We start from the raw sequence: 19,525 nt of genomic DNA, 5'->3' as shown, positions 1-19,525 counted from the left end.
CCTGAGCACGGCAGTATGGCACGCAAATAATCTCCGAAATCTGATAGGCCTGCCCATTCTTGTCGCAGTGTATGCCCTGTGGACATTTGCAATGTATCCACTATTCAAATACAGAAAGATCAAATCCAGCATCCGCAAGCTGAATGTTGAACATAAAAATAAGGAAACACGCTGAACAACTAAGCGTGTTTCCTTCTCTTTTCTATTTCTTTTCTTCTCAGAACCACCATCGCTATGACAAGAGGCGACACGAGAAATACCAATTTTGCCCATCTCATGCCAAGGGCTCCCACAACCAGACTTATTGCAAATATCCCCAGCTGATCTCCTATTCCATATGACAGTGTGGACATGGCTGACGCCCTTCCTCTGACCGATATATCTACACTTTCCATGACCATAAGATTTATCAGTTCTTCCGCAGAAAAGTAAAATCCATTCATGCAGCCCCAGAGTATTCCCAGCAACACCGATGAAACTCCATGCCCTACTCCAAGTGTAAATGCCATACCTGATATGAGGCTAAGCGCTATTCCCATCTGCACCACATATCTCCGTTCCATTTTGTCTGCAAGTATTCCTGTCAGAACATTTATAGCCAATGATGCTATGGGCTGTATGAGCAACACTGTATTCACATTGCCCTCTCCCATACCTGAGAAGGCACACAAAGGTTCATTGTAATATGTTATGCCTGCTGTCGCCATCCCCACCACGCTTATGCTTATGAGAAGATTTCTGGTTGCATGATCTCTGCATATATCTTTGAATGTTTTTATAAAATGTATATGTCCATCATCTGTGTTACATTCTGTACTGTCCACAGATTTTCCCTCACTCCTGTTTGCCGATCCGCCAACACTCGGTGCAGCTTTAGAACCAGTTATATTCGGGAATCTGTACAACATAACCAGTACCATACCTATTACTCCGCCAACAATTCCAACAGCGTAAAGGATCTGCCAATTATGTCCGCCGCCATCCACGTACAATGACCTGAGCAGAGGTATACACATGGCTGCTGCCATGGACACTCCACCACAGATTCCTCTGACAGTTCCTCGATGTTTTCTATCTACCGCATCGACTATGTATATCAGATGTATGTCCAGCGAATATCCCAGTATGAGAATTCCATTGCCAAGCAGGTATATCCACAGATTGTTTGCCAGCAGGCATACTGCACTTCCAACAGCCAGAAGCGCCACATTTATGATCATCATCATCTTCCTGCCTATGATATCCGTATATGACCTGATAAATGGCGTGAGCGCTCCGATAAGATAAAATGGCAGCATGCCTCTGCTCATATATGCAACCGCCGCTTCAGAACTCATCCCACGCGGATCCATGAGAAATGTCCTAACAGAAAGTGACTGCGTCTTGCCGAACATCTCAGTGCAATAGGAATCCACAAATTGTACAAGTATTATGAGTGCCACAGCCGAGATGGCTGCGACTGCCAAACGTCTTTTATTTGAATCTGCCGTTTTGTCATTCATCAAGTTCTAATCCCCTTCTGTAGTACATAAAAAGGGAAGCTCATCGCTTCCCTTTTTGAATAACCACTGGCCGTTCGCCTTGATATCACTCAAAGCGTCAACGTCTCTTACTTACTAACCTTCCTGAAGTTCTTCTTACCACGTCTCACAACAACGCCCTCGCCATCGAACTTCTCCTCTGGAATTGTAATCTGGACATCTGTGATCTTCTCGCCGTCCACAGCGACACCGCCCTGCTCTACGGCACGTCTGCCCTCGTTACGTGATGTAACAAGACCTGACTTAACGAGAACTGACACGATATCGATGGCGCCGTCCTTGAAGTCATCTGCTGTGAGTGTTACTGATGGCATGTCTGCTGCAACACCCTTGGAGAACAGTGCTCTTGCACTCTCCTGAGCCTTCACAGCCTCCTCCTCGCCGTGTACAAGCTTTGTAAGCTCGTATGCAAGGATCTCCTTTGCCTGGTTGAGCTGGCTGCCCTCCCAGCTATCCATCTTATCTATCTCCTCTAGTGGAAGGAATGTGAGCATACGGATGCACTTCAGAACATCTGCATCTGCCACATTTCTCCAGTACTGGTAGAACTCAAATGGTGATGTCTTGTTAGGATCAAGCCATACAGCACCCTTCTGTGTCTTACCCATCTTCTTGCCCTCTGAGTTGAGGAGAAGTGTGATGGTCATGGCGTATGCATCCTTGCCAAGCTTTCTTCTGATGAGCTCTGTACCACCAAGCATATTGCTCCACTGGTCATCGCCGCCGAACTGCATGTTGCAGCCGTACTTCTGGTACAGTGCGTAAAAGTCGTAACTCTGCATGATCATGTAGTTGAACTCAAGGAAGCTAAGTCCCTTCTCCATACGCTGCTTGTAGCACTCTGCACGAAGCATGTTGTTGACTGAGAAGCATGCTCCAACATCGCGGAGAACATCTACATAGTTCAGGTCGAGAAGCCAGTCTGCATTGTTGACGAGAAGCGCCTTGTCCTCTGAGAAGTCTATGAACTTGCTCATCTGCTTCTTGAAGCAGTCAACGTTGTGCTGGATAGTCTCCTTTGTCATCATCTGTCTCATATCTGTACGGCCTGATGGATCACCGATCATGGCTGTACCTCCACCTATCAGCGCGATAGGCTTGTTGCCTGCCATCTGAAGTCTCTTCATCAGACAGAGCGCCATGAAGTGGCCTACATGCAGGCTGTCAGCAGTCGGATCAAAGCCAATATAGAATACTGCCTTACCATTATTTACTAAATCTCTAATTTCATCTTCATCTGTTGTCTGCGCTATAAGCCCTCTGGCTACAAGCTCGTCATAAATCTGCATGTCCCTCTAGACCTCCTGTATTTATTTATTCAATGTGCGGTTCACTAGCACCACACAGGCAAATATTATAACATTTTGCTATGCACTGTGGCAAGTATATACACACAATTCCCTGTATTATTTTCTTATAAATCATATTTCACACATCATTTTCTGCCGCCATCTGCAAATTGACATATATATCTCCGGCACAGCCCTCCTGCCATGGCTATAAGCAGAAATATATATGGTGTTGTGAGCGACTGGTTAAGATTGACAAATGCCTGAACAGCATACCCGGTTATCCCGAGCAGAACAGCTATCATACTGCCCTCATCCTCAGCATATCCAAGCAGGCACTCCAAGCCAGTCCCTGTCTTTGAACCTCTTACAGTTCTTGAATCTCTCGAAGCTGCCTTCTCCTTTGATCTTTTTTCTGCGGATTGACTGCTCATGCTTTCATTCTCATTCATCACAGCTCCTGATACCGCAGTTCTCACAAGAGCACCACCTGTGGTAACCAGCAGTCCTACGTAACTCACTGCACCGAATATTCCTGTGGTTATCAGATACTGCAGATACTCATTGTGAGCATTATCATATATAACACCCACCGTATTCATCATATCGTCATAGTACCTGTCGGTCATGATCGCCTTCACTGATTCATTTCCATAACCGAACAGCCTCTGTGGAACACTGAAATCCCTGTACGCCTCCATGAGTCTCCTCCACACAAAGCCCCTGTAATTTCCCCAGGAATCTTCAAATGAAAATATACCCATGTGGTTGTGCGCCGCATATATAACAACAGCCACGATGCCTGCAAGTGATACGCCGACCGATACAGCAAGTGCTGCCTTTCCGCGGAACTTTACAGTCCACTTTGAAGCCAGCCTTATGGCCGCCCATACAACGAGAACGACCACGGACACTATCCACACCACCCGACTGTCACTCACAAAGCAGCTCAGTCCGTCAAGCTCCGAATATCCGCCGTCTGTCTGTCCCAGCATAATACTGATCGCCAGGACTCCGCACGCCATGACCAAGCACACATCCGCAAATTCTCTTATCCTTCCACGGTATGACGCCCATATCCACGCAGCTATCATGGCACCGCCCACACCTGCGTATGCAAGGTTTGCATTGGATATGATCACCGCACCCGTTCCCGTGAGCACTGCGATAACTGCTGTTATCCTTATCAGTACGCTCTCTTTTCCCTCCGAGCTGATATACGCCCCGGCTGCCACCGGAACCAGCACGCACAGGAAGCTTGCAAATATGTCGATATTGCCAAATGTGGATATGTATACATTTCTTATGCTCTGCATCAGCCCTTCCCTGAGTCCAAGGAAATCATATCCCATGAACTGGCATATGCCGACAATTCCCACAAATGAGCCCACAAGCATGAATATGACCACCACATACCGCCTTATCCTGCAATATCTCGCCATACACACATACAGGAAAAAGGCCAGCAGCACGAACTGAAGTCCGCACCTTCTGCCCTCCTCGCCTGTATATGCTGCTGCCTTATTCCCTGACATAAAGAATGCCAGAACATTTGCCAGAACAAAGCCTGTCATGAATATATCCATGGCCATTATTTTATGCAGATCAATAAAACGTCTCAGGCGTCCGATAAATCCGTTACCGTGTGCCGCCCCTTCAGAGACATCCACGTTGCCGCCTGAGCTCTGCGACCCATGCCCTGTGCTGACATTTCGTCCAAGCACATCCACCAACACCGCAAGCACCATAAGCACCGCATAAATGCACAGTGCAATATAAAACGCCCTGTACTTGGTTACTGTTATATCAAAATATCTGTCATGAATTATCAGGGGATACGCAGCCCCCATATATATAAGAAATAACGTGGTTATTCCGTTCTGAAGTTCCCGCCTGCTGTCTCCTGCAATGCTGCCTTTTCTGCCCATACGGCTGTACTCCTTTTATAAAAGCGGTGACAATAATCTGAGTATCGCACCAAGTATAGTCACCCTGCTTATGTTCTTTCTGCACCATGGAAGATCTATCTCCTCCGACTCGGCAAATGTATCCATCATATCCTTCTTCACATCCTCTATAGCCTTGCAGTCATACAGAAGAGTTCCGCACTCAAAGTGGTGATAGAAGCTCCTGTTATCCAGATTGATAGAGCCCACAGATGCAAGCTTGCCGTCCATGAGCAGTGTCTTTGAATGTATAAATCCAGGCGTGTACTGATATATCTTCACACCCGCCAGAAGCAGCTCCTTGTAGCTGAACTGGGTCATCTTGTATATATATTTCTTGTCCGGGATGGCCGGCGTAACAATACGCACATCCACGCCCCTCTTGGCTGCCAGCTTCAGTGCCAGCATGAGCTCGTTACACACGATAAGATATGGGGTAAATATATAAATGTACTCCCGTGCATCATTTATCATCTGCATGTACAGATTCTCACCCACATTCTCTCCGCTCAGAGGACTGGACTTGTACGGCTGAACATATCCGTCACTTACGCCACTATAGTCGATCTCCGCCGGTCTATAGTTGTTGTAGCTTCCCTCTGAATATCTGAAGCTGTTCCACATCTGAAGGAACATAACAGTGAAGCTCCAGGCGCCCTCGCCCTCAAGTCTCACTCCACTGTCCTTCCATTTGCCGTACTTCTCTATCTTGTTGATATACTCGTCAGCCATGTTGTAACCGCCGGTGTGTGCTATCTTGCCATCAATAACAGTGATCTTCCTGTGATCCCTGTTATTGAAGATAGTGGCAAAAAATGGAACCACCTGATTGAACGCCATACATTTGATACCGTAGGATTCAAGTTCCTTCCAGTAATACTTCGGCACATTGAACACAGATCCGATGTCATCATACATGAACCTGACATCAAGTCCCTCTGCAGCCTTGCGCTTCAATATCTCCAGTATGGTATCCCACATACATCCCTTGTCCACGATGAAATATTCCATGAATATATACTTCTCCGCGCTCTCAAGGTCTCTGATGAGATCCTCCATCACATCATCGCCTATGGCATAATATTTCACACTGGTGTGCTTATACAGAGGCGCCTCAGCCACATTCTCCATATAATTACATATCCTGTATGTAGGCTCCGACTTTAACTCCTCCGCCGGAACCCAATTGTCCCCCTTGACGTTCTCATATACCTCCTGCTGGAGAACCCGCAGAAAATTCTTTCTGAGTTTTTTAGGTATCAGCACATGTCCATAGAGCACATACATGAGACCTCCCAGCACCGGGAATATGAGTATTGGCACCATCCATGCCATCTTTACCATAGGGTTAGTATCCTTTGTTATAAGATACATTACAACTATTACGCTGAGCAGCTTGAGAGCACCCGATATATAGATATATCTGTCCTGAAGAAAAACAACCCCCAGTATCATGATCGCCAACTGGACGACCACAAGAAAGCACGTTATTACCATTCTGCTTAGCAATCTGTTCAGTATCTTCTTCATATATTTCCTGCCTTTACTGAATTGATGTCACCTTATAATCCTGATCCTCTACTGTCTTCTTGAGCACGCTGTCATCAACGTCTGCCTTGAGAGTGACAACCGCTGTTCCTGTCTCATGGCTGACTACAGCCTCCTGCACCTGGTCAAGGGCCTCAAGACTCTTCTTGACTCTGGCTTCACAATGTCCACACATCATACCTTCGATCTTCATTGTCTTTGTCATAACTTTGTCCTCCTTGATTCTATATCTTTTATTTTTATCATAAATGTCTGTCAAATTCAACCTCAGCGCATTTGTAACAACACAAAAACTTGACAGGCTCATGGCAAACGCTCCGAACATAGGATTGAGCGTCCAGCCAAATATCGGGATCCACACGCCGGCGGCAAGTGGTATTCCAATTATATTATATATAAATGCCCAGAAAAGATTCTCTTTTATGTTCTTAACTGTTGCCCTGCTGAGTCTTATGGCCGCCGGAACATCTGTGAGCTCACTCTTCATGAGAACAACATCCGCAGCATCTATGGCTATATCCGTGCCTGCACCTATGGCTATTCCTATATTTGCCCTTGTGAGTGCAGGGGCATCATTTATTCCATCACCAACCATGATCACATGGCCCTTCTGCATGAGATCTTGCACAACGCTCTCCTTGCCGTCCGGACGCACGCCCGCTATTACTCTGTCTACGCCGACCTGCTCTCCTATGGCTTTGGCGGTTCTCTCATTATCACCGGTTAACATAACTACTGAAAGTCCCATCGACTGAAGCTGGCTTATGGCCTCAGCGCTGTCCTCCTTCACAGTATCCGCCACGCCTATTATTCCGAGGACTCTGTAATCTCCGTCAGTCTCCTCGGCAAAGAACATAGGTGTCTTTCCCTGCTGTGATACCTTCTCTGCGTTATCCTTCATCGCCTCAGGTACATCCGCATAGCCCTTTATATAATCCATATTTCCCCCGATGATCTTTCTGCCGTTCAGACGTCCCATCAGACCGTTGCCCGCAACAGCCTTGAAATCGGATACCTCATATTTTTTATCCTTCTGTGCATCACCTGTCTGGTAATTCTCACTGTAATATCCAACCACAGCCCTTGCCAGAGGATGCTCTGACAGCTTCTCCAGAGCCGCAGCCTTCTGCATCAGCTCGTCATCACTTACTCCATATGCCGCCAGTATATCCGTCACTACTGTCTCTCCCATTGTGATCGTTCCTGTCTTGTCCATGACCACTATGCTGCCCTTTCCTGTCTCCTCAAGGGCGGTCGCCGTCTTGAACAATATTCCATGCTTGGCACCTATTCCATTTCCCACCATGATCGCAACAGGTGTGGCAAGCCCAAGGGCACATGGGCAGCTTATAACAAGCACTGATATTCCTCTCGCCAACACATAACCGGCATCCTTGCCCACTATTATCCACACTATCATCGTGATAAATGCTATCAGTATGACAACAGGTACAAACACTCCCGAAACCTTATCAGCAAGCTTTGCTATTGGAGCTTTGGTAGCCGCCGCATCACTTACCATATCTATTATCTTGGACAGTGTGGTATCCGCACCTACCTGTGTAGCACGGCATTTCAGATAACCCGACTGGTTGATCGTCGCCGCAGACACACGGCTTCCTGCAGTTTTGTCCACAGGTATGCTCTCACCCGAGAGAGCTGACTCGTCCACGGCGGAATCCCCCTCAAGGACTACTCCGTCCACAGGAACGCTCTCACCCGGTCTAACGGCAAATATATCTCCAACCGCAACTTCGTCTATATCCACGGTGACCTCCTCACCATCCCTGATGAGAACGGCTGTCTTCGGGGCAAGATCCATCAGACCTTTGAGTGCGTCCGTGGTTCTTCCCTTTGAATATGCTTCAAGCGTCTTGCCGACTGTTATAAGCGCCAGTATCATGGCCGCAGATTCAAAATAAAAATCATGCATGAGCGTCATGACACGCTCACCGTCACCTGCTGTCTGCGCCGCTGTCATGGCATAGAGCACGTACACGCTGTATATGAATGAGGCACCTGAGCCCATGGCCACCAGCGTATCCATATTAGGTGAACCGTGTATAGCGCCCTTAAATCCACTCACAAAGAATCTCTGATTTATCACCATCACGATTATGGTTAGCAGCATCTGCGTGAGTCCCATCGCCACATGATTGCCGTCAAAGAAGCTTGGCAGCGGCCAGTTCCACATCATATGTCCCATTGATATATACATGAGGGGAATAAGAATTATAACTGATGCCACCAGTCTCTTCTTCATTTTTCCAAATTCTTTGTCCGCCTCACTCTCACCGGAACCGCTGCTCTTCCCACCTGAATGTGAAGTATTTCCACCAGCGGATCTTCCACCCGCCAGACTCGCACCGTATCCTGCCTTCTCAACTGCAGCCACTATAGTTCCGCTGTCGGCTGTTCCATCCACCATCATGGAGTTGGTCAGGAGATTCACCTGACACGAGGTAACTCCCTCAACATTGGATACGGCCTTCTCGACTCTTGCACTGCATGCACTGCATGTCATTCCTGTCACATTGTACTTGTCCATATATTTCACCTTCCTTTATCAAGCATCAGTCAGTTCGTAACTGCACTTGCCAATAACTGACATATCTATTTCATAAGTCTGGTAACCGTATTTACCAGATCCTCTATAGTATCATCCTTGCCATTTCTTATATCGTCTGCAACACAGGTCCTGATATGTTCAGCAAGGAGCTGTCTGTTGAAGCTGTTGAGTGCCGCATTGATCGCCGACACTTGGAGCACGATGTCTGTGCAATAGGCATCATTTTCCAGCATACTCTTCACGCCTCTTATCTGCCCCTCTATCCTGTTCAGTCTGTTGAGAAGCTTCTTATACTCCTCGTCTGTCCTTGTCCTCACCCTGGCTTCCACATCGCTTATCTCTCCGCCATGATGACAGCAGCATTTCTTCTGTTCTTCCATATATCTTTCCTCCAGCCTTATTGAACTCCAGCCATGCAAAATTTGCCTTCGGCAAATGGCTGGAGCTACATGTCAAGTTTTCATAGAAAACTTGACACATCCCTTGTACATCAGCCATTTCTGTTCACATTTCAAATGACGCTGCATATATGCCATCTGTTTATTATCTGCACATTACGGCTGTTAAATTCTCTTTTCATCCACGGATTATATACCCCCTAGGGGTATGTGTCAACAATAAAAAATCCTCATAGACCAATATTTATACCACTTTATCAGTCTATGAGGATTTTTCTCCTTTAACCTATATGTCTGAGTTTTATTTACTCTGTTGTATCCTGATCGCCCATGTCGATATCAGCATCTCCGATATCAATCGCATCTGCGCTTGACTCATCACTGCTGTCTGCATCGTCAGTATCAGTTATATCAGTCTCATCAATGAGGCTGTCGTCACTTATATCAAAATCTGAATCACTGTCAATAACAGAATCAACTACAGATGAATCATATGTCTGCTGGTTCAGGACATCCTTAAGATCTATCATATCTCCTGTGGTAGCATCTAACATGATGAGCTGTATTGGATAATCCTTATCGAGGCTTCCATCCTCCATCTTGTCGCACTGTGCAAATACCCATACAGGGCTGTATGTATACTTATCTCCATCCTTGAGCTTGTAGTATGTAAGTCTTACATCGTTGAACTCGATGGTGCTGTACTGTGTCTTGTTGTCTGTGTAATACTTATTTACAGCCTCTGGAAGCTTCTTGAGTGCATCTTCCCAGCTTATCAGATCAACATTGTCCTTCTTGTCTCCTGTTGCCCTGAAGGAATCTAGGCAATATGCTGAGATAAGTCCATTGTCATCAATACCGAGCTGGAATGTCTCATCCATGGTGTCATAATATACTGAGTCATCCCCTGTCGAAAGGGAATCAAGGCCGTATACATTAGGTGTATATGGAGCCACACCGTCCACAGAACGCTTGTATGTTACCATATAACCATTCTTCTCTGCTGCAACTGTGTTGTATGATGCATCGCTGTAATCCCACAGCAAATCAAAATTACTTGTCTCTATAACATCTGAGATTCCGCATGATGCAAGGAAATCTGTTCCCTTCTGCTCAGCATCTGCCGCGCTGATGGAAGCTGTGTTTGCAGAAGCCTCCTCGTCAGAATATTCACTGCTGTAGCAGTATACATTTGTTGCGCCATCCTTAGGTCTGTACTGTATCAGCTGATCCGATGGATAATACTCCAGAGAAAATCCACCGCCTGTGGACATATCATCGCCACTTCCATAGAATGTTACCATGAACTCGTTGTCCCCTACAGATCCGATGAATGTGTCTCCACTGTAATCTCCAGCTCCCTCTCTCTTGTCTGTGGCTGTCTTGAGCTGATCCTTAAGTGACTTCATGTAATCCTCATAATAGCTCTTATCATCATCCGATGTAGCCTGATCCATCATGGACTGAAGTGAATCTATCTGTCTCTGTACATCCTCCTTGTATGGCTTATCCCAGTTATATACATATACACCTGCGCTCACGTCAAATATATTCTCGCACACACGCTTCTTGTAGTCATTGTCTACATTGTTAAGCTCATAGTAAAGCACTGACATCTTATCTGTGTCAGGCACCTCTATCTCTGTGGCATTTATGGATACATCTGTGAGACCTGTATCTGCATTGATACCCTCAAGCTTGCCATTGTATGACTCCGGTACGTCGAGTCTTGATGCCAGCTTACCGCCGCCACCGCCGTTCTCGTCGTCTCCCATGTTGTAATCCACCTTCTTCTTGCCACATCCTGTGAGCGCAGTTCCTGCCACAAGTGATGTCACCAAAAGCAGCGCCGCTGCTTTTTTGTAACCCGCTTTTCTCATATAAAATACCAACCTTTCCTTACTTAATTGAAGTAATTATAATATATTTTCCCCGCTGACACAACACCATCTGCTATCACTCTTTTGTGATGATGACCTTGCCGTCAACAACCTGAACCTTGACCTTATTGCTGTCGATTCCGGCAGCAGCCAGCATATCAGGACTTATCTGTACACGATTTGCCTTATCGAGTATCGAGAACTCCTCATGTGAATCATCAGATGAGAAGCCGTCTGTCGTCAGCTCGTTCATTCTGTCCTTGTAAGATTCCTTCATGATCTTCTCCGTGCTAATCTTACCGTCCGCGATCATAACCACACGTCCCACCTTATTTGCAAGGCTTATATCATGTGTAACTATGATTATCGTTATCCCGAGTTCTTCGTTCAGCTTTCTGAACAGATCCTGTATCATGTTGGATGTCTTGCTGTCCACGGCTCCTGTAGGCTCATCCGCAAGAAGTATCTTCGGATTATTCGCAAGGGCTATGGCTATGGCAACTCTCTGCTGCTCACCACCTGACATCTGGGATGGATATGAATTTATCTTGTCCTCAAGTCCCACTCTGCAGAGCAGATCATGGGCTCTTGCATACTTGTCTTCCCTGTTGCTCTTGTCGAAGTACATAGGTACCTGAACATTCTCTATGGCTGTCATATATGGCAGAAGGTTTCTGGAGTTTTTCTGCCACACAAATCCTACAGTGTGCTTTCTGTACTCCACAAGCTCCTTATCCGTCATCGCAAACAGATCCTTGCCGTCGACATACAGCTTTCCGGCCGTAGGTCTCTCAAGTCCTCCGATCATATTGAGAAGTGTGGACTTTCCTGATCCCGACTTTCCGATGACCGCCATGAGCTCGCCGTATTTGATGTTGAGCTCCAGGCCCTGAAGAGCCATAACCTCCACATCGTCAGTCTTGTATATCTTGACAAGGCTGTCACACTCTATGATATTCTCCTCAGAACCAAGGCGTTCCCCGCCGGCTTCTTTATCTGTGCCAGCCTCAGGATCTGCTTCCACGGCTTTCCCGCTGTCAGTGCCATCGTCTTCCTGAAGATCCATGCCGTACACGAACTCCTGCGTCTCCTGGCCATCCGTGTTCTCCATGTCCTGTGTCTCCACATCCGGTGCTATAGTTTCAGGCTCCACAGCATCGTTCTTCTTTTTTCTGAATAAATGCTTATCGCTCAACTATCTCACCATCCTCTATCTCATATACTACATCACCGAGCTCCATAAGCTTCGGATCATGTGTCGTCATGACTATCGTTATTCCTTCCTTGTACACCAGCTCCTGGAACAGCTTCATGACTGCAAGTCCCGAAGCCGTATCAAGGGCTCCTGTAGGCTCATCCGCAAATATTACCTTTGGCTTGTGAGCCACCGCTCTGGCTATGGCAACTCTCTGCTGCTCACCACCTGACATCTGATTTGGGAAATGCGTCATTCTGGATGACAGTCCCACCAGATCGAGTACCTCTTTTATACGGGCATCCCTGTTGCCCTCATATTCCGCAAGTCTGAGTCCGAAATCGACGTTCTCATACGCACTCATGATCGGGATCAGGGCAACCGACTGGAATACAAATCCTATATTGTATCTTCTCAGCTTCTCCTTTTCCTTCTCGTTCATCTCGCTGTACACGTGGCCGCCGACTATCACTTCGCCCTCAGTCGGCTCATCCAGCGCGCTCAGGATATTGAGCAGCGTTGTCTTACCCGATCCTGAACGGCCTTTGAGTATAGTGAGCTTTCCAGCCGGGACTGTTATATCTATTCCCTTGAGTGCATAGAAATCTTCTCCGCTTCCAAGTCTGAAACAGCGTTTGATTCCATGTGCCTCTATCATAATTTCATCCATAGATTAATCCTCCCCCAGCTTTAATGCCTGTGTTATATTCATCTTCTTCAATATAGTTCTTATGACTACGAAACATACAACAAACATAAATACAACAACAGCTGTGAGCTTTATGATATCGTAAGGATCCACAGCTATCGATATCGCTATGTTGTGTGATTCCGGCAGATATACCACGGCGACAAGCTTGACAAAAAGCGCCGTAGCCGCAGCTCCGACTCCGTATCCCGCCAGACTGGCAAGTACCGAGCTGAATATCTGCTCATTTATGAGCATCTTGTTGATCTCACGCATGCTCATACCCATAGCTCTGTATATACCGAACAGAAGCTCTCTCTGTTTGATGGATGTTATCCAGTATATCAGGAATCCCACCGTACAAAGTATGATCGCTATGATAAATGACAGTGAGAACAGACCATTTGTTATGAGCACCAGAGGTGACTCCTGCATCTCTGACACATCCTTATCCACACTCTCATACTGCACTATATTGACATCCTCATCACTGAGTGCCTGAAGTACATCCTTGTAGTCCACACCATCCTTGAGATGCATCCATACCTGGTATGGTGTCTGACTGAATGCACCAACAACATATGCATAGTTGGCAACTACGAGGTATCTCTCCACCTCCTGCATCTCTCCCTCGGAATCCTTCTCATACACATACTGTTGGAATCCCGGGAATGCATCCACTATGGCACATACCGTTCCGCTAGGAGATGCGATCTCCTCCTTCTCCTTGCTTGCAATAGGACTGTATCTCGCATAGTTTATGGAATCTCCAACCTTTATATTGTACTTCTTTGCAAGGTTTGATGAAATGATGACTCCATTCGACACTGTTGCAAGATCATTCAGGTAATTGTACCAGTGCTCCTTGTTGAGTCCGCTCTGCAGTCTGGCCGTCTCACCGAACTCCTTGGTGTTGATACCCATGAGTACGCTGCCCGCCAACTCCTCGCCGCCCGCTTTTATGACGGCATTGTCGTCGTATATGACTCTTGTCACCTTGTCACACAGGCTGTCCTCGAGCTTTGTAAATCTCTCAAAATCCTGCTCTGTGTAATACCAGTGGGTCTTCTTGTCTTTGTCTATGTATGTTCCTCTGGTCCACTGCTCCTGTACCACAAGATCCGTTCCCAGATTGTAATCTATTCGCTGTGTCTTGTTCTTATTTATGGTTCTTGCCATGTTCGAGTTGAACATACCCATGGCTATTGTCATTACAAGGAACACTGATATGAATCCCTGCTTCTTGACCGTACGTGTGATCTGCAGGAATGATGCGTACACAGCCGGTGACCATCTCTTTCTTCCGATCCTGTATATCAGTCTTATCAGGTATTTGATGAGTCTGAGCACCAGAAGTCCCACTGCAAATATAAAGAGTGAGGAGTTCAGGAAGATGACCGGATCAGGTCTTGAACCCGCAAGTATATCGAGTGCTATCGTCGATTTCTGCTTGTTGTAATTGTACAGGAGGTATATTGAAAGTGTCACAAGGATGACGTCCACAAAGAACTTCTCCCAGAATGGCTTGTAATTTACCTTTCCTGTTCTGCTCTTCTGCTCCACTATGGAGTTCTTGGCGTATTTGAACACCGGAAGTGTCACAAATAATATAGCTATAACAGCGGCAGCCAGACTGTATACTATCATCCACGGATCTACTCCATAGAAATGTGTATCCTTAAATCCAAACTGCAGGAACGAATCCGTGCTTGCTGCAAGCTTACACAGAAGATATCCTATAGGGATTCCTATCACTATGGCTATCGCCGACAGTATTGCCGACTGTCCAAGGTATATTCCGAGAACCTGCTTCGTGCTGGTACCACGGCTCTTGAGCATGGCGATCTCTCCATCCTCCATCTCAAGTATCTGACTTGATACCATGTAAATGAATGCCAGAAGCAGAACCAGTATTGGGAGTTCCAGAACCCATATGATTATACCGATGGTTCTTGCATCACCTTTATAATCTATAAGCACACTGCTGAAATTCTGCTCAAAATATTTATCTGACTTCTCAAATGACTGGAGATAATACAGCGTGTCCATGGCATTCTTGTGTGTTATCTGTGAGTAGTCAAGCATGACGTGATCCACGTAGTATATTGTGAGGAAGCCGTACTTGCCTATCATGTCGTTGAAGTCATCCTTCTTCACATATACCTCGCTGTCGAGATCTGCAAGCTGGTCATACCAGAAGCTGTCTGAGTAATCCTTCTCCTCAAATACACCTACGATCTGATACTTCATAGGATTGCCCTGTGAGTCAACGGCATCGCTGAGTCCGGTATCTATGCTGAATACCTCTCCAACGACAAGGCCGTATTTATCAAGGTTTCTCTGTGAGATGATACAAGGATACACACCATCCTCTGTCTTGGCATCCTCGAGTGACGTTCCATATGTTATGTTCACATGATCCTCTATCTGTGGCATATATGTCATGTTGAAGCTGGTCCTGTGATTCAGGTTGCTCTGGGTGTAACCCGCCTGAAGTGACAGGCTGGTCTGCTTCTGCAGGGCATCAATCTCCATGTAGTAGTTCCACATGTCCTCATATTTGCCAATCCTGCCAAGCACTGCATCGGCATCGGCATAATCATCTACTGCGCATGAGCCTGATCTGCCGATAGTTGCCGGGTACTTGTTCTGCTCTACCATCGCCGCGTCAAACTTGGACGACATGAGCATATCCAGCGCTCCGTTTTTGAACATTGGGTTGCACGATGCAACAGCCACCAGCAATATGATTCCAAGCAGGAGACATGCATTTAACCACTTCTTGTTCAATAATTTATGTGATAAAAATTTAAACATTATATCTCCTCTCTGCTACTCTGCTGTTGTCGCATCTCCGCCAGATGAATCCGATCCGCCATCCGACTGGCTGTCTGCGCCTGACTTTGAATTATCGGAACCATCTGATGAACTCGATGAGCCACCGGTGGATGTTGCTCCTGATTCCTTAGCTATTACATCGCCCTCTGAAAGACCTGACAGTATAACCGTCTTGGTCTTGTCTGCCTCGCCGAGAGTGACATACTGCTTTATGATCTCATCATCCTTGATGAGCCATACATAGTCATACTCATTTGAATTGTTCTTGCTCGTCTCATGATAGATCATGTTGTTAGGTATCATGACCACGTTCTCATAGGACTTTGTCGGGTAGCTGACCTGATATGACTTCGGCTTCTTGTAAAAGCTTGCATCATCAACCTTTATATAATACTTCAGTTCATCACTGCCTGAACACTTGGTTACGTGAACCCCGCCCTCTGAATCAGTACTGATATATGACTTGGAGCTGTCTCCGGTGCTTCCGACACACACTCCGCTTATCTTCTTGCCGCTGTTGTTGTTCTTATTTGATATTGAAACCTTCTGGTTTACAGCAAGTTTTCCCTCTGATATGGATATCGCCAGAATCACATTGTCGTTGCTTCCGACTGTGAGTACATTTGCACCTTCCTTGACAGCCACATCAGTCTTTGCGTCAACCGAAAGGACTGTTCCCGCCTGGTCAGCGTAGACAGTTATCTTTCCGCTTCCATCATTGTTCTTGTTGAGCTTTTCTCTCTGTGCGTTTAAGCTCTTGATGGTTGCATTGTGTGTATATATCCTAAGATCCTTGTTGTATGTAACAACATTTCTCTGGCACACGAGCTGCTCCGCCATGTAGAGAGTGTTCTCTGCATCCGTCGGCGTTGCCACCTTACCCTTCTGGTATCTCGTGATCTCATTTGTAAGCTCATTTATCTGATCATCAAAATCCTTGAGATCCGAACTGTAAGTCTGGTTCTCCTCGCTGATCTGGTTGTCTATATCCTTGACCGCCGCTGTTCCGCCGCCACTGTCAAGGACAAACAGCACATCACCCTTCTTAACCTTCTGGCCCTTCTTGACGTTGAGTGACGTGAAACGTCCATCGCATGGTGCAGTGTAGCTGACACTGTTGAGATCCTCCACCGAGAAAGAATCGCTCTTCACCGTTGCTGTCTTGGTATATGAATCGAGTGCCACCGTGTATTCTGTGTAATCACTAGGCATGACCGCATCTGAAGCGTAGTAGACAAGATCGCCTTCCTTGAGTCCGCTGACTACCTCTGTGTAGTTATTGTCGCTGGCACCGGTCTCTATATCCCTGCGCTCCTTCTCACTGGAATCTGTCTTGACATATACAAATTTCTGGTTGTTCTCCTCGTATATGGAATCATTTCCCACTGTGAGTACGTCCTTTGCATCGGATGTACTAAAATACAGAGACACCGTGTTGCCCACGCTGAGGATCTTCTCTGCATCCTTCACGCCCTTGAGCTTAAATCTTGTGTATGGAAGGCTTGACATGCTCTGTGCCACGGCTATCTCCTGATTGGTGTAGTTATATGGCACGATGTCATACTGCTTTCCGTCTATAACAGTGTACATATTCTTATACATGCTGTATGTATTCTTCTTGAAGCTCTCACCGGTTATCTCTATATATGGATCGCTGTAATCTGAAACCACGACCACGTTCTCACCGCCGCCGACAGTATTCTCACTGCCGCTTATCTTCTTGGCGTATGTTACCGTGCCCGGACGGTCTGCCTTGAGCGTTCCGCTCTGCTTGACCTTGTCCTCATCCTCGTCCTGCTGTGTGAGCTTTTTCTGCTCATACTCATATAAAAGATTATCGTACCTGTTGTTCTCCTCATTTATGGCTTTTTCTGTTCTGGCCTCTGCAGCGCCCTTTGAATCACCGATCTCTTCGCACGCCTTTATCTTCCAGTCCAGCTCAGCCTGATTCTGCTCATATATCTTCTGCTTGATCTCATGTGAATACTTCTTCACATCCTGGGAATCAGCTCCCGAGCTGTCGTCCCCATCCATCGATGTTGAAGAATCATCCACTATTGAGCCTGAATCTGTACCACTGCCATCGTCTCCCGATGCTGTGGATGCATTGCTGTCGGTCTCTGCAAGAACCGTGTCCTTCTTGACCTCATCGCCCACATTCACATACACCTTTGACAGAGTCACAGATGTGTCATAGTAATAACAATAGTCAGTTGGGACTATCGTTCCGGTCTTGATGACCTTTTTGCCTATATCTCCATATGTGACCGGTCTGTATGCCTCGTTTGTACTTACAGGTTCAACGAGCTCAGGAACCTTCTCGCTGTTCTCCTTGCCACAGCCCGCCATTCCTCCTGCCATGACAAATGACATTACCAGGCATGCTATTCTGGCGGTCATATTCTTTTTTGTCCGTGTGCTGCCTTTATGCATAATATTCTGTCTCATCAATTTATCACCACCTGCTCTCCGGCCTTCAGTCCTGATTTGATAACTGTATAATCATCCACCGTATCTCCAACGGTAACTTCTACCGCATTCCTGTATCCGTCCTCATTTACAGTGTACACATACTTCTTCTCACCCGAGCCGTCAAACACAGCCTTTTTATTCACATATACAACGTTCTTTACAACCGGCTTATCTATGACCATCTTGAGGGTATCCGCTTCGGTCACTCCGGTCATATCACTGACAGGCTGAAATGTAAGTTTCTGCATCTCCTCTCCGGTGGCAGAGCTTGTATACTTCTCACACTTCGTGAGCTTCAGTGTAAATGTTGCCTCCTGAAAATCAGCATCGTAGGTCTGCCCCTCCTTGAATTCGTATGAATCCGCAGTCTCTGATACATAATCAGACGAACCCGAATCCACCGTTATGAGCGTATCACCCGCTGTGACATATCCATACTGCAGATCTGAGTTGACATAAGTCACTGTTCCGTTCTTGTCTGCAATGACCTGATACTCCTTCATTCTCTCGTTCTGCTCTTTGATGTATGTATCCGCCAGATCCATATCCTCCTTCGCCGCGGATATGTCACTGGAGTAATCCTGGCTGCTGTCTATGCTCGCCAGCCTGTTGTAATGGTCTATAAGAAGCTGATCCCGCTCCTTCTGATCCGTATACTGATCTATGGTCTTCTGGATATCCTTGGCCTCAAACTGGATCATCACATCGCCTTTGGCCACCTTATCGCCCTCTTTTACCTTGACCTCCTGAACCTTGTAGTCAGACTGCTGTATCGAGTAATCATTGCTGCTGTAACCATCAGGCTTGAGCTCCAATGTCAATGAGGACTGGATATCTCCGCTCTTAACCTGATCCGTATTGAATTCCACCTTGCTATACGGCTCTATATTTATTCTGGAACTTCCTGTCTGTCCACCGGTACTGCCTCCGCAACCAACCAGCGACACGGACATCAGACCGGCAATCGCTGCCGCCAGAACCTTCTTATTGAATATCGCTTTTGACACGCTCTATTCCTCCTGTTTTTATGAATATATTTGATTCTACCCCCTGTCAGCCCATATATCAAGGAAATCTCCCGGGAGTTAATATTAGTTAAAAAAAAAGAGAAAGCTTATGTTTTAAGCTTTCTCTAGAAATAAAAAATGCGGGAGATGGGAC

12 protein-coding genes are annotated in these 19,525 nt (G+C 46.4%); all 12 read right to left on the bottom strand.

Annotation, left to right across the window (positions count from 1 at the left end):
- Positions 1 to 179: 179 nt before the first annotated feature.
- Positions 180 to 1,502 carry an MFS transporter gene (locus ABUA34_RS08570; RefSeq protein ID WP_349823160.1) on the bottom strand — a complete coding sequence of 441 codons (1,323 nt, stop codon included), beginning with the start codon at positions 1,500 to 1,502 and terminating at the stop codon, positions 180 to 182.
- 107 nt (positions 1,503 to 1,609) lie between these two features.
- The gene (gene tyrS / locus ABUA34_RS08565; protein ID WP_118649927.1) at positions 1,610 to 2,830 is read right to left on the bottom strand and encodes a tyrosine--tRNA ligase; all 1,221 of its coding nucleotides are present in this window, start codon (positions 2,828 to 2,830) and stop codon (positions 1,610 to 1,612) included.
- 146 nt (positions 2,831 to 2,976) lie between these two features.
- Positions 2,977 to 4,758: an O-antigen ligase family protein gene (locus ABUA34_RS08560; RefSeq protein ID WP_349823159.1), complete on the bottom strand. Its 1,782-nt coding sequence runs from the start codon at positions 4,756 to 4,758 to the stop codon at positions 2,977 to 2,979.
- A gap of 15 nt (positions 4,759 to 4,773) precedes the next feature.
- Complete coding sequence (gene cls / locus ABUA34_RS08555) at positions 4,774 to 6,306, bottom strand: cardiolipin synthase (protein WP_349823158.1); 1,533 nt, start codon at positions 6,304 to 6,306, stop codon at positions 4,774 to 4,776.
- Positions 6,307 to 6,319: 13 nt separating this feature from the next.
- Complete coding sequence (locus tag ABUA34_RS08550; RefSeq protein WP_349823157.1) at positions 6,320 to 8,872, bottom strand: heavy metal translocating P-type ATPase; 2,553 nt, start codon at positions 8,870 to 8,872, stop codon at positions 6,320 to 6,322.
- A 65-nt stretch (positions 8,873 to 8,937) separates the two neighbouring features.
- Positions 8,938 to 9,273: a metal-sensing transcriptional repressor gene (locus tag ABUA34_RS08545; RefSeq protein ID WP_022216248.1), complete on the bottom strand. Its 336-nt coding sequence runs from the start codon at positions 9,271 to 9,273 to the stop codon at positions 8,938 to 8,940.
- A gap of 323 nt (positions 9,274 to 9,596) precedes the next feature.
- Entirely contained in the window at positions 9,597 to 11,171 is a 1,575-nt protein-coding gene (locus ABUA34_RS08540) for a hypothetical protein (RefSeq protein WP_349818724.1), read from the bottom strand.
- Between the two features lie 76 nt (positions 11,172 to 11,247).
- Positions 11,248 to 12,366: an ABC transporter ATP-binding protein gene (locus ABUA34_RS08535; RefSeq protein ID WP_349818725.1), complete on the bottom strand. Its 1,119-nt coding sequence runs from the start codon at positions 12,364 to 12,366 to the stop codon at positions 11,248 to 11,250.
- Positions 12,356 to 13,036 (bottom strand): ABC transporter ATP-binding protein, encoded by a 681-nt coding sequence (locus tag ABUA34_RS08530; protein WP_015533878.1) that lies wholly within the window; start codon positions 13,034 to 13,036, stop codon positions 12,356 to 12,358. Before ABUA34_RS08530 ends, ABUA34_RS08535 begins: the two co-directional genes overlap by 11 nt.
- Before the next feature lie 3 nt (positions 13,037 to 13,039).
- Entirely contained in the window at positions 13,040 to 15,871 is a 2,832-nt protein-coding gene (locus ABUA34_RS08525; protein WP_173795697.1) for an ABC transporter permease, read from the bottom strand.
- Positions 15,872 to 15,886: 15 nt separating this feature from the next.
- Positions 15,887 to 18,340, bottom strand: a complete 2,454-nt coding sequence (locus tag ABUA34_RS08520) for an efflux RND transporter periplasmic adaptor subunit (protein ID WP_349823156.1) — start codon at positions 18,338 to 18,340, stop codon at positions 15,887 to 15,889.
- Entirely contained in the window at positions 18,340 to 19,371 is a 1,032-nt protein-coding gene (locus ABUA34_RS08515) for an efflux RND transporter periplasmic adaptor subunit (protein ID WP_022216253.1), read from the bottom strand. The genes ABUA34_RS08520 and ABUA34_RS08515 overlap by 1 nt, the downstream gene beginning before the upstream one ends.
- Between the last annotated feature and the right edge of the window lie 154 nt (positions 19,372 to 19,525).

Source organism: Coprococcus sp. RTP21428st1_C9_RTP21428_210409, assembly GCF_040227395.1.
In the GTDB taxonomy this organism is placed as follows: domain Bacteria; phylum Bacillota; class Clostridia; order Lachnospirales; family Lachnospiraceae; genus Coprococcus; species Coprococcus aceti.
The sequence above is the reverse complement of the archived record's forward strand: the minus strand, read 5'-3'. Positions and strand labels throughout refer to the sequence as shown.

What these genes read in the sequence shown, in the direction of transcription:
- ABUA34_RS08570 (WP_349823160.1), bottom strand. Translation starts at nt 1,502, where the DNA reads ATGAATGACAAAACGGCAGATTCAAATAAAAGACGTTTGGCAGTCGCA.
- tyrS (WP_118649927.1), bottom strand. Translation starts at nt 2,830, where the DNA reads ATGCAGATTTATGACGAGCTTGTAGCCAGAGGGCTTATAGCGCAGACA.
- ABUA34_RS08560 (WP_349823159.1), bottom strand. Translation starts at nt 4,758, where the DNA reads ATGGGCAGAAAAGGCAGCATTGCAGGAGACAGCAGGCGGGAACTTCAG.
- cls (WP_349823158.1), bottom strand. Translation starts at nt 6,306, where the DNA reads ATGAAGAAGATACTGAACAGATTGCTAAGCAGAATGGTAATAACGTGC.
- ABUA34_RS08550 (WP_349823157.1), bottom strand. Translation starts at nt 8,872, where the DNA reads ATGGACAAGTACAATGTGACAGGAATGACATGCAGTGCATGCAGTGCA.
- ABUA34_RS08545 (WP_022216248.1), bottom strand. Translation starts at nt 9,273, where the DNA reads ATGGAAGAACAGAAGAAATGCTGCTGTCATCATGGCGGAGAGATAAGC.
- ABUA34_RS08540 (WP_349818724.1), bottom strand. Translation starts at nt 11,171, where the DNA reads ATGAGAAAAGCGGGTTACAAAAAAGCAGCGGCGCTGCTTTTGGTGACA.
- ABUA34_RS08530 (WP_015533878.1), bottom strand. Translation starts at nt 13,036, where the DNA reads ATGGATGAAATTATGATAGAGGCACATGGAATCAAACGCTGTTTCAGA.
- ABUA34_RS08525 (WP_173795697.1), bottom strand. Translation starts at nt 15,871, where the DNA reads ATGTTTAAATTTTTATCACATAAATTATTGAACAAGAAGTGGTTAAAT.
- ABUA34_RS08520 (WP_349823156.1), bottom strand. Translation starts at nt 18,340, where the DNA reads ATGAGACAGAATATTATGCATAAAGGCAGCACACGGACAAAAAAGAAT.